The 11,670-nt window shown below is 72.8% G+C and carries 9 protein-coding genes; 4 read left to right on the top strand and 5 right to left on the bottom strand.

What is annotated here, in order from left to right; genetic code table 11:
• Positions 1–293 precede the first annotated feature (293 nt).
• Both OO48_RS32840 and OO48_RS37890 read right to left on the bottom strand, forming a co-directional pair.
• A complete protein-coding gene (locus tag OO48_RS32840; RefSeq protein WP_033223034.1) occupies positions 294–713 on the bottom strand; it encodes a hypothetical protein in 420 nt (139 codons plus the stop codon).
• Between the two features lie 10 nt (positions 714–723).
• A complete protein-coding gene (locus OO48_RS37890) occupies positions 724–1,740 on the bottom strand; it encodes an STAS domain-containing protein (protein WP_051733342.1) in 1,017 nt (338 codons plus the stop codon).
• 1,180 nt (positions 1,741–2,920) lie between these two features.
• Here OO48_RS37890 and OO48_RS34715 point away from each other — a divergent pair.
• Positions 2,921–5,866 carry an AfsR/SARP family transcriptional regulator gene (locus tag OO48_RS34715; RefSeq protein ID WP_167346496.1) on the top strand — a complete coding sequence of 982 codons (2,946 nt, stop codon included), beginning with the start codon at positions 2,921–2,923 and terminating at the stop codon, positions 5,864–5,866.
• A gap of 461 nt (positions 5,867–6,327) precedes the next feature.
• Here OO48_RS34715 and OO48_RS32820 read toward each other — a convergent pair whose 3' ends face one another.
• Together OO48_RS32820 and OO48_RS40895 are read right to left on the bottom strand one after the other, a co-directional pair.
• Positions 6,328–6,762 (bottom strand): SsgA family sporulation/cell division regulator, encoded by a 435-nt coding sequence (locus OO48_RS32820; protein ID WP_063830797.1) that lies wholly within the window; start codon positions 6,760–6,762, stop codon positions 6,328–6,330.
• A gap of 382 nt (positions 6,763–7,144) precedes the next feature.
• Entirely contained in the window at positions 7,145–7,276 is a 132-nt protein-coding gene (locus tag OO48_RS40895; RefSeq protein ID WP_280842450.1) for a hypothetical protein, read from the bottom strand.
• Positions 7,277–7,454: 178 nt separating this feature from the next.
• Between OO48_RS40895 and OO48_RS32810 the strand changes: the two genes are divergently transcribed.
• Positions 7,455–8,687, top strand: a complete 1,233-nt coding sequence (locus OO48_RS32810; RefSeq protein ID WP_033223029.1) for a cytochrome P450 — start codon at positions 7,455–7,457, stop codon at positions 8,685–8,687.
• Between the two features lie 38 nt (positions 8,688–8,725).
• Here the strand turns inward: OO48_RS32810 and OO48_RS38715 are convergent, their stop codons facing one another.
• Complete coding sequence (locus OO48_RS38715; RefSeq protein ID WP_157845599.1) at positions 8,726–8,899, bottom strand: hypothetical protein; 174 nt, start codon at positions 8,897–8,899, stop codon at positions 8,726–8,728.
• A 35-nt stretch (positions 8,900–8,934) separates the two neighbouring features.
• Between OO48_RS38715 and OO48_RS32805 the strand changes: the two genes are divergently transcribed.
• Complete coding sequence (locus tag OO48_RS32805) at positions 8,935–10,056, top strand: NADAR family protein (protein ID WP_033223036.1); 1,122 nt, start codon at positions 8,935–8,937, stop codon at positions 10,054–10,056.
• A 267-nt stretch (positions 10,057–10,323) separates the two neighbouring features.
• Positions 10,324–11,514 carry an IS110 family RNA-guided transposase gene (locus OO48_RS32800; protein ID WP_033223027.1) on the top strand — a complete coding sequence of 397 codons (1,191 nt, stop codon included), beginning with the start codon at positions 10,324–10,326 and terminating at the stop codon, positions 11,512–11,514.
• Positions 11,515–11,670: the final 156 nt, after the last annotated feature.

Here is an 11,670-nt window from a genome sequence, read left to right as displayed (position 1 = left end):
GCTGGGCAGACCAGCGGACACCCCACACCCTCCAGCCGGTCACCCCGACAAGACCGCCGAAACCATCACCCAGAAATCAGCTCGGTGGATCCGGGCTGAATGTGGTCGCATGGTGTAAAATTCACTGCCGCTTGATTTCGGCGGATTAATTAAGGCCGTATCGCATCGACGCGACCACCACGCCCCCGGCGCGGTGGTCTTCGAACCCGGCACCAACCCCGAGACCGGCCGCTGCCCCGCACAGTGGCCCGGCATGCCGATCGGCTCGGCCGACGCCGGATGCGGCAGTGGGGTCAGGTGTCGGGGGCGGTGCGGGTGAGCATGGCGGTCAGGGACCGGATGGCTTCCTCGGCGTCGGCGAGTTCGTCCTCGTCGGGGAGGGTGGCGCCGAAGCTCCCGCCCTCGGGTGCCTCCAGGGCGCGCCAGTGCAGGACGGGAGCGAGTTCGCTGCTGCACTGGGCCAGGAACCAGGCGAGGCGGCCGTGGGTGCGGGCCACCGTCAGCGCTATGGCGGCCAGGGCTTCGCGCAGGCCCGCGAGCCGGTCGATCCGCGCCAGCTTCGCCTGCACGTCCACGGGCCCGACGGCTGCGGCGAGGGCCACCGCCGTCTCCCGCACGAGCACCAGATCCGCCGGCGCCGGATCCCACTCGCCCTGCACCAGCTGGCGCTGCGCCTCGAGGACGGCCTGCTCGACGGCCGCGGACATGATCATGGGCGGCAGCCTATCGGGCGTCCCGCCGCTTCGTCGGGCCATGGTCCCCGGGGTTGGCGTCCCGGCCCGCGCAGGGCCGGGGCGGGGTGGTGAGAGCGGCGTGGACGCTGGGACGGATGTCGAAGACCGTGGTGGTGCCGGTGATCTCCAGCAGCCTGGCCACCGGCGGCGTCAAGGCGGTCAGGACCAGGTCGGCGCCCGCTTCCTCGAGGGCGCGGCGGGTGCGGATGAAGGCGTTCAGGCCGCTGGAGTCGCAGAACGCCAGCAGCTCCAGGTCGAGCACCAGCAGGCCGGGCCGGTCGGCCAGGGTCGCGTCCAGCACCCGGTCCAGGCGTGGGAGCTGGTCGCGGTCCAGCTCTCCGTCCAGCCGTACGACCCGGGCACGGCAATGGCTGCCGTTGGCGAGGGCGTCGGAGCAGGTGATCCGCAGGACCTCACCACCGGTGCCGTCGGCCGGCCCTGGACGGCGGCCGTCATAGCGGGACATACGGTGATCGTCCCGCCGGACACGGACCGCCGCAAGATCCGAAACCGGCCGCACCGCAGTCACGATCCGGCCGGAGGACCCGGCGCTCGGCCGACGGCCAGGGCCTGGTCGACGAGTTCGCACCCCGGGAAGGTCGGCGGCCAGGCCGCCCAGCACGGTGCCGGGCACGGAGGCGGTGGCGGCGCCGATCGCGGCCGGCGCGACCCGCTCGGCCGGCCGCGGGTCCATCGCCCCGGCGTCGGGGCGCTGCAGCGTGAAGTGGGCCGGGCCGAGCGCGTAGAGCAGCTCGCCCTCCAGCGGCCCGCCGCGGTTCGGCACGATCTCCCGGGACAGGATCCGCTCGACGGTCCGCGCGTAGCGCTCCAGCGCGCCCCGGTCGATCTCGTCGCGCCGGCGTCCGGCCAGGGTGCGGATCCAGGCCGCGGCGCGTACGCCCGTCGCGGCGGCCTCGGCGACCGCCTCCCGCTCCGGGCGGCTCAGGCCGTCGTCATCCGGTTCGCCGCCGGACAGGATCGGGTCGAGGGCGCCGGCGGTGGCCATCCGTGCTCAACCTGACCCAGCCGCCGCCGGTGCCGTCCGGCCGGGACAACGTCCCAGCCGACCGCTCCACCGCCACCTCCGCGCCCCCGGCCGCCGGAAGAGGCGTTCCCGCAGTTCAGAGGGCCCGGCCAAGGGGGTCGTGGGCGGGCCACAACCCTTCTGTCCCTGCTGTCGAAGACAGCGGAGACAGGTGGCGGGCCAAGTCGACCGCGCCGGTGCAGCGCGGCGTCCTGATCGCCCTCGCCCTCCTCCAGCGGGCCACCGCCCGAGAGCTGTGGCACCTGGTCCTGCCCCACCAGAAGGCCGACAAGGCCACCCGCCAGGCCCTCGTCGACCTCGAAGCCGCCGGGCGCATCCGCGAAGAGCTGCGCCTGCCCGACGGACGCAGGCTGTGGTGCCTGACCCGCGCCGGCCACCGCGAAGCCGCCGGTTTCCTCCCGGCCGGCACCCGGATCTCCGTGCCGCGCCCGGCCAAGGACAGCCGCCCCACCGCCTACTCCGAGCACGCCTTGGACATCGCCACCGCCGGCCTCTTCGCGAAGGGGGGATCGGGCACCTGGAGGCGTTCACCATCGAGGTCGAGCACGGCGTCCCCGGGCGCTGCTCGCTGTTCACCGACCTGGTGCTGCGCGATCCCGTCGCCGACGTGCCGCTGCGCTGGGTGGAGGTCGACCGCGACAACGAGAGCGCCGGCGAACTCGCTGAGAAGTTCACCGGCTACCGCCTGGTGCGAGTTGCCCGCCAAGGACGTCCCGAAGGCCAGGTTCGCCGACTCGCTGCGCGCCCGAGTCTTCGCAAGGCGGTGCCGGTCTATTCCGCCGTGAACGCTCCAACACCCTTCGCTGCGCTCCGCTCACGCGCCCTCGCACGGGGGCAGGGCCGTGAGCTTCCGCGCCGGACGCCGCCCGGGCGTCGCCACCGGTTCGTCGCTTCGGCCGAACGTCAGGCGGTCCGCATGCAGAGACGTACCCGCTCGTACGAGCCGTTCGGTTTACCGTGCGCGTGTTCGTGCACGGGCCGGGAGCGGACGCACCGGCGAGCGGGGAAAGGGATGCGGGCGCACATGGTGGGGTCGGGCGACACCCGGTACGGGCAGCCGGTTGATCCGGATCCGACGGGAGGGCAAGGCGTGCAGGTCGCGGTCCTGGGGCCGTTGGTCGTGCGTCGCGACGGTGCACCGGTGGACCCCGGCCGACGCAAGCAGCGGCTGCTGCTGATCCGGTTGCTGCTCGCCGACAGCCACGCGGTCACGCCGGAGACGCTGTGCGAAGACCTGTGGCAGGGGCGACCCCCGGCCGCCGTGATGCCGTCACTGTACGCGCATGTCAGCAAGCTGCGTGCGGTGCTGGAGCCGCGACGACGCGGACCCGGACGCTTCGAGGTCCTGGTGACCCAGCCAGCCGGGTACGTCCTGCGGGTGCCGCCCGAGGGCCGGGACACGGTTCGCTTCGCGGAGGCGGTCGTGCACGCCCGGCTGGACCTGGCGGCCGGCCGAGCCGCGGATGCACTGGGGACGGTCGAGCGGGCACTGGGCATGTGGCGCGGTGCCGCCCTGGCTGACGCCACCGACCACGCGTTCGCCGCGCCGGAGATCGCCCGACTGGAGGGTCTGCGGCAGAGTGCCGCCGAACTGCACGCCACCGCGCTGCTGCTGGACGGCCAGGTTCCGCAAGCGGTTTCCGCAGCCGAGCAACTGACCGCCCGGCATCCCCTGCGCGAGACCGGCTGGGCCCTGCTCCTGCGCGCCTTGTACCTGGCGGGCCGCCACCCCGAAGCGCTGCTGCGGTACGAAGACCTGCGACGGCACCTCGCCGACGAACTCGGCCTCGACCCCGGGCCCGAACTGCGCGCCCTCCACCACGGCATTCTCCACCACGACCTGCCGGCCCTCACCCCGCCCCCGTCACCGGGCGCCCGTACAACGCCCCCGTCACCCGGCGCCCGTACAACGCCCCCGTCGCCCCGCACCGATCTGCGGGAGCGCTCCCACCGACCGGTGGCGGTGAACACCGACGGACCCGCAGCCGCCGAGGCACCGATGCCGGAGGGCCGTCTCCCATCACCGGCACGTCCGGCGCAGTTGCCCCACGACTTGGCGGTCTTCGCCGGCCGGGTGGCCGAATCGGCCTGGATCTCCGCCACGCGCGACGTGCTGGACCGTCCCGGCCCGGGCACCGCCCGCGTCGTGGTCATCGGAGGGGCACCCGGAGTGGGCAAGACCACCTTCGCGGTCCACCACGCCCATCAGGTCGCCCACCTGTTCCCCGACGGTCAACTGTTCGTCAACCTGTGCGGCTTCCACCCCGATACGCCCGCGCTGGACCCCGCCCACGTCCTGCACGGCTTCCTCACCGCACTGGGCGTTCCCGCCGAGCGGGTCCCGGAGAACACCGCCGCCCGCACCGCCCTGTTCCGCAGCACGCTGACCGGGCGACGCGTCCTCGTCGTCCTGGACAACGCCCGTGACGAGGAGCAGGTCCGGCCCCTGCTGCCGAACGGATCCGGCTGCCTGACCCTGGTCACCAGCCGCAGCCAGCTCGCCGGACTCGTCGTCGGCAGCGGCGCGCGTCCCCTGACCCTCGCGCTGCCCTCCGAGACGGAGGCCTACGAGATGCTGGCCCGCCGCCTCGGGGACGAACGCCTGGACGCCGAGCCTGATGCCACCACCGGGATCATCCGGCTGTGCGGGCGCCTGCCCCTGGCACTGGCCGTCATCGCGGCCCGTGCCGCCCTCAACCCCACCTTCCCCCTGGGCGCCATCGCCGACGACCTGCGTCCGACCGGCAGCCGCCTCGACGCCCTCACCGCGTTCGACGCCCACACCGATCCGCGCACCGTCTTCTCCTGGTCCTACCGGGCCCTCGACCAGCCCGCCGCCCGACTCTTCCGCCTGCTCGCCCTGCATCCCGGGCCCGACATCACCGCTCCCGCCGTCGCCAGCCTCGCGATGCTCCCCCTTCCCCGAGCCCGCCGCCTGCTCACCGAGCTCACCCAGGCCCGCCTCGTCGAGCAGTCGCTGCCCGGCCGCTACGCCCTGCACGACCTGCTCCGCGACTACGCCGCCGAACTCGCCGACGACCAGGAGACCCCCGCCGAACGCCGCGACGCCACCATCCGCGTCCTGGACCACTACGCCTTCACCGGCCATGCCGGAAACCGGCTGCTGAACCACGAGCCGAAGCCCGTGGCGCCCGGCCCGCTCAGCCCCGGCACCGTCCCCGAACACTTCGGGGACTACGAGCAGGTGGCGCGCTGGTTCACCGCCGAACAGCCGGTGCTGATCCGGTTGTTCCAGACCGCCGTCGCCCAGGGTCTCGACCGCAACGTCACCGACCTGGGCCGCGTGCTGAAGGAGCATCTGAACCGCCACGAACGCTGGCTGGAGGGCATCACCGTGCTGTCCCACGCACTGGACTCCGCCCGCCGCCTGGGCGACCGCTTCGAGCAGGGACGGTGTCTGCGCATGATGGGCGTCATGCACGGCCAGCTGGGCCGACAGGCCGAGGCCATGAGCCGGCTGGACCTCTCAGCCGCTCTCTTCGACTCCTCCGACGACCCGGAGGCCCTCATCGAGCAGGTCCGCACCCAGTACGCGGCCTCGTACGTGCTGGGTCTACTGGGCCGCAACGAAGAAGCCCTGGCGCGGGCGGAGCGGTCGCTGGAGTTGGCCCGGGCGACGGGGGACCCCCTGTGGATATCCGACCCCCTGAACGCGGCGGCCACGTACCACACGCTCCTGGGCCGACCAGAGCGGGGCATCGCCTACGGCAAGGAGGCCATCACCGTGTTCCAGAGCCTGGACGCACCGTGGCGGGAGGCGATGTGCTGGGACAACCTGGGCAGCGCCTACCGCGCCCTGGGCCGGCACCAGGAGGCGCTGGCCTCCCACCACCGGGCACTGGAGGTGTTCGAAGAGAACCACGACCGCAAACACGTGATCAGGGCGCTCATGCACATCGGCGACACCCGTCTGGCCATGGGCGACCGAGAAGGTGCGCACGCGGCCTGGATCAGGGCACTGGAAGACTCCGGCGGCCCCGGAAAGGACGCCTTCGAAGGCCTGAAGGCCATCCGGGACCGGCTCGCCGCCCTGAACGGACAGAACACCGGCCCGACCGAAGCATGAGGTCGCGCCGGACCCGAACCCGCTGGCGCCAGCAGGACGGCCCCCTCACCGCCACATGCGCGAGGGCGGCCCTCGAAGCCGCCACCGAGGCCCTCTGGTCACCCGCTGCCGTGCTGGGAAGCCGACACCACCGCCCGCGACCACCACCGCGCCCTGCCGGTCGTCGCCACCACCCTGCCGCTGCTGCGCGCCCGCGGCGCCCACGCACCGATCTGGCGCCACTTCGGCCGCCCCGGCTGGCACACCCTTCACCACGCCCTCGACAACCCCGACGGCGACCGACTCCTCGCCACCCAGCGGGCCGCCGCCGACCACGCCCACCAACAGCGCCAGGCCGCCGAGCACGAAACCCGCCGCCCGGCCTGCACCCGCTGCGCCGCGAAGTTCACCGACGAGCGGTGGGCGCAGAAGGAGCGGACGGTCCGGGACGACGGGCCCGGTCGCTCTCCACTACGCCCCGCTCACGCGCCCTCGCACGGGGGCGGGGCCAGGAGGCGGGTGAGGGCGGTGTCCACATCGAGGTGGAGGTGTTCGGTGCCGGGTGGGACCAGGGCGTAGGCGTCGGCGAGGAACGCCTCGACTGCGTCGGCGGGGACGGCGACGGGGGTGCAGCCGCGGGCACCGCGCAGGGCGACGACCACGGTGCCGTCCTCGCCGGGAAAGACCGTCACGTCGCCGAGGCCGGTGGTCCGGTGGCGGCCTGCATCCAGCAGGTTCCGGCAGAAGTACCACTCCACCGGAGCGCCGACGGCGGGGAAGGCCAGGCACACCGCGAACGGGTCCTCGCAGGCGTAACGCAGCTCCGCACCCACATCCAGGTCCGAGGCCGGGCTCTGCGGGAACCGCACCCGCACCGCCCGCACCGCCCAACCGCCCACCACGCCACCCCGTTCCATGACCGATTTCGCGCACGCCGACCGGCCGCGCAGCGCTCGCACGGCCGGTGGAAGCCGCCCACGCTACGCCCGCCCTGCCGGGCCCGGCCGGGAGTACGGCTGCGGTGTGCGCGGCGGCTGGCCCTGTGTTGACGCAAGCGGCCGCCCCGGCCAGTGCGGGACGGTTTCTCCGCTTGCCGTCATGGACAGGACGCACACGATCGGGTGCCTGTCGATTCCTCGGCTGACACCGCCCTGATCGACGAACCGCCACCGCCGACGACCACCCACCAGCGCCCTCGCGCGCCTTTGCGCTGCCCCGGGCGGCGTCCGATTCGGCACGCCAGGCCAGCGGCGGGCCCGCCACCAGCCGGTGACGGCCCCGCCGCTTCGTTGCCCGCCGCTACCAGTCCGTGGCGGCGCCCTCGTACTCGTCGCGGTAGGCGTCCCGCGCCCGCTCGTCCGTGTCCCGCCGGTGAACTGCCGCGGCCTTGTCCGGTGCGGCGGCCGTCCGACCGGATGCGCTGCTGCTCATTCGGCCGCGGCGCCGGCAGCCAGTGCCTGCCAGCGCAAGTCCGCCCCGCCGCAGCACCCGAACCCGTACGCCGCCGACCCGCGGCTCGGCTGAGTCGAACTCCTCATCGAGAGTCGCACCCATAACCGAAAGTCACCGAAACTTGACGTATCGTCACGATCTGCGCGATAACGTCCCCATGACCGTTCCCGTGGACGCCGCCCCGAGCGGCACCGATCTCGGCGACCCCGCGTTCTGGCGACTCCCGGAGGAGTCGCGCGCCGCGGCCTTCGCCCGCCTGCGCGAACGGCCCGGCCCGGTCGCCTTCACCGACCGGGCCACCGGGCGGCGCTGCTGGGCGCTGGTGCGGCACGCCGACGTGACGACGGCCAGCCGCGCGCCCGAGGTGTACTTGTCCGGGCCCGGCGTGACCACGCCCGAGCCGGCGCGCTGGGTGCGGGCGGTGTTCGGCGACTCGATGGTCAACCTGGACGACCCCCGCCACGCCGACCTGCGGCGGGTGGTCGGGCGGGCGTTCACGCCCCGGCTCCTGGGCAAGGTCGAGCAGGACATCCGGGAGATCGCGGCCGGGCTGGTCGACCGGCTGGAGCGGGAACGGCCGACCGACTTCGTCACCGCCGTCGCCGCCCAGCTCCCGTACCAGGTGATCTGCTCGATGATGGGCATCCCGCCCGAGCAGCGCCGCCGGATCCTGGCCCGGCTGGACCGCGCCGCCGCCTCGACGGGCGTCGCCCGCAGCGTGTTCCGGGTGCCCGGCCGGGGCCTGCGGGCGCTCGCCGCACTGCAGTTGACGGTCGCCGCGATCGGCCGCGAACGCCGCCGCCGGCCGACCGACGACCTGATCTCCGCCCTGGTCACCGCCGACGTCGACGGCCGCCGGCTCGGCTCGCGCGAGCTCGGCGCGTTCTTCTCGCTGCTGCTGGTCGCCGGTGTCGAGACCACCCGCAACGCGCTCGCCCACGGCCTGCACCTGCTCACCGTCCACCCCGAGCAGCGCGCCCTGCTGCTCGGCGACCCGGACGCCCACCTGGGCGGCGCGGTCGAGGAGATCATCCGGTACTCCACCCCGATCGTCCAGTTCCGCCGCACCGTCGCCGTCGACCACCGGCTGTCCGGCACCAGCCTCGCCGCCGGTGACAAGGTGGTGCTGTTCTACGGCTCCGCCAACCGCGACGAGGCGGTCTTCACGGCCCCCGACGCCTTCGACATCACCCGCTCGCCCAACCCGCACCTGGGCTTCGGCGGTGGCGGCCCGCACTTCTGTCTCGGCGCCCACCTCGCCCGCCAGGAGATGCGCACCCTGTTCCGCGAACTGTTCACCCGCCTCCCCGAGATCCGCTCCACCGCTGCCCCCGAGACGGTGCCGTCCTCCTTCGACCACCGCGTCCGCGCCCTCCCGTTCACCTTCTGACGCCCCGTCGGTCCGACGCCCGTGGCCCGGCCCGCTCGCTAGCGGCCAGAGGCGGGCGGTGGTCGTGCCCGGCCGCCGTCCAGGGCCTCACCGGCCCGGGGATTGCCGACCTGCCGATGGACGGCCTCGGCGGGGCGCTGGTCCTGCTGCAGGTCGTCGGACGGCTGGCAGTGCGCGCCGTCCAGCCCCCGCCCGGCCTGGAGGAAAATCACGGTCCGCGCGGCGGGTGCTGCGGCACAATCCCAGGATGATCGGCAACCGGATCACCCATCGCACAGCGGACGGCGTCCGCATACCCGGAACCTGGCGCCACGCCTTCATCCGCAACGGCGGCCGCTACTTCCTCACCGACCTGTTCATCTACGCCGACGGGCTCGTCAACTGCTGGGACCTGGTCACCGTCGAGGAGTTCGAGGAGAAGCTGCACACCGGCTGGGTGGCCACCAGCTTCCCCGAAGGCGGCAAAGCCTCCGCGCACGGGTTGGCGAGCTGGAAGTTCAGCGAGCCGGAGAGCTGGATCACGCCCGAGCTGCTGGTCGCCGAAGTCCGCGACACCATCGACCGGCTGAACGGCCGACCCGATTCGACCGGCCGCTGCCTGGCCGCCGTCGACACCTTCCTTGCCGACAGGACCGAGGAGAACAGGTCCGCGGCCCGTGCCGCGTTCCTCGCGATCCCGGAGACGCGGCGCCGCTACGCGCTGGGCGACATGGACAGCAAGGACTGGCCGCTACGCGTCCTGGTGGCAGGGCCCGGCGGCCAGACCTACCTGCCGTTCGACGGCACGGTCACACAGGATGACTACGACAGCGCCCTCGGGTACTTCGAGAAGCGAGCCCGGTGGAGGGCCGAGAAGGCCACCAGCGTTCCCGCGGACGGACCGGCAACCTTGCACGCCCCCGCGGTCCACCTCGCGCAGACATTCCCCAGAGAGCCGGCGGACCACCCCGGCAAGATCGGCCTGCGCCACGACTACCCTGCCCCGATCACGGTCGCCGACACCGACTACCTCTCCGTCGCCCACGCCTACTGGGCCCTGTCGGTCAACGATCCCGAGACCCGACATGCGATCGCGAAGGCACAGACCGCCGCCGCGGCGCGCACGCTCGCGGCCCAGGCCCCTCGCCGCGAGGGCTGGGAGCACGCCCGAACCGCCGTCATGACCGCCTTGCTGCGCGCCAAGTACGACCAGCACCCCGAACTGGCCGAAGTCCTGCTCGCAACGGACGACGCCACCGTGGTCTACGACGACATGAACTCGGTTTTCTGGGGCGACAACGCAGGCCGGGGCCGCAACTGGTCAGGGCGCCTCCTCGAACTCGTCCGCTCCGAACTGCATGCCCGACGCGCCGGAATAACCGGAGTGTGAGCGCGACAGGAGCGCGGTCGCGTCAGCCCGGTCAAACTTCCCTACGTTGTAGCCGGGTCCGGGCCAGCCCTTCGTATGGTTGGCCCGCCCAGGGGTGTCGGGTGTGGCTTTCAAACTTCTGCCGCTTGTGGCTGCTAACGATTGGCCGCCCGACGCCCCACGACGACTCGGCTGCCAATTAGGAACTGCGACTCGATCGCTCCGTAGGGAATCGACAGCGAGGTCGTCCGTGGTACGTCCGCACAGCCCGACGCACGGAGGAACCGAGTGGCCGCCATCTGGGCCGGTATCGACGCAGGCAAGACCCACCACCACTGCGTGGTCATCGACGAGAGTGGCCGCCGGCTGCTGTCTCGGCGGGTCGCCAACGACGAGCCGGAGCTCCTCCAGCTCCTCGCCGATGTCTTGGACTTGAGCACCGAGGTGACGTGGGGCATCGACCTCGCCGACGGCGGGGCCGCCTTGGTGATCGCGGTCCTCCTCAGCCACGGCCAGCGCGCCTTCTACATCTCCGGTCGGGCCGTCAACCGCGCTTCAGAGGGCTACCGCGGCGAAGGCAAGACCGACGCCAAGGACGCGGCGGTGATCGCCGACCAGACCCGTATCCGCCGCGACCTGCAGCCCCTGCAGACCGGCGACGAGATCGCCACCGACCTCAAGCTCCTCACCGCCCACCGGACAGACCTGGTCGCCGACCGCACCCGCACCGTCAACCGCCTCCGCGCCCTCCTGACCGGGATCTTCCCCGCGCTGGACCGGGCCCTGGACCTCACCAACGCCGGGCCGCTGACGCTGCTGACCGGCTACCAGACCCCGGCCGCCCTACGCCGCCTGGGCACCAAGCGGCTGGAAACCTGGCTGCGGAACCGCGGCGTTCGCGGCGCCGGCCAGATCGCCGAGGCGGCACTGGAGGCAGCCGCGAGCCAGCACACCAGCGTCCCGGGCGAGAGGACGGCGGCCCGGATGGTCCACACCCTGGCCGCCCAGGTCATAGCCCTCAACCAGCAGATATCCGAGATGGACAAGCTGATCGCGGCCCGGTTCCGCGAGCACCGCGACGCCGAGATCCTCGCCAGCGTGCCGGGCCTGGGGCCCGTCCTCGGAGCCGAGTTCCTGGCCGCCACCGGCGGCGACATGGCCATCTTTGCCAGCCCGGACCGCCTCGCCGGCTTCGGCGGAGTCGCGCCCGCGCCCCGCGACTCCGGCAAGATCAGCGGCAACCTCCACCGTCCCCAGCGCTACAACCGCAAGCTCCAACGGGTCTTCTACACCTCCGCGCTGATCAGCATCCGCAACTGCGAGGAGTCGCGGCGCTTCTACGACCGCAAACGCTCCGAGGGCAAGCGCCACACCCAGGCCGTCATCGCCTTGGCCCGACGCCGCGTCAACGTCATCTGGGCCCTCCTGCGCGACCAGCGGTGCTACCAGCCGACCCCGCCAGTGGCCCTCGCGGCTTGACATACGGCATTAGGAATCGTTGAGACGGGTCAACCCGTGCACCAACCGATGGCCGACCCAGGGCTGTTGCAAAGTCCCAGTGAGCGCATGAGTCCGCAGGTCATAGCGGGGTGAGAAGCGGGGGTCGACCCGTCACGTACGCATCGAAGCTCCGGT

Source organism: Kitasatospora phosalacinea, assembly GCF_000716545.1.
Taxonomy (GTDB): Bacteria; Actinomycetota; Actinomycetes; order Streptomycetales; family Streptomycetaceae; genus Kitasatospora; species Kitasatospora phosalacinea.
This window is presented reverse-complemented; position numbering and strand designations above follow the sequence as displayed.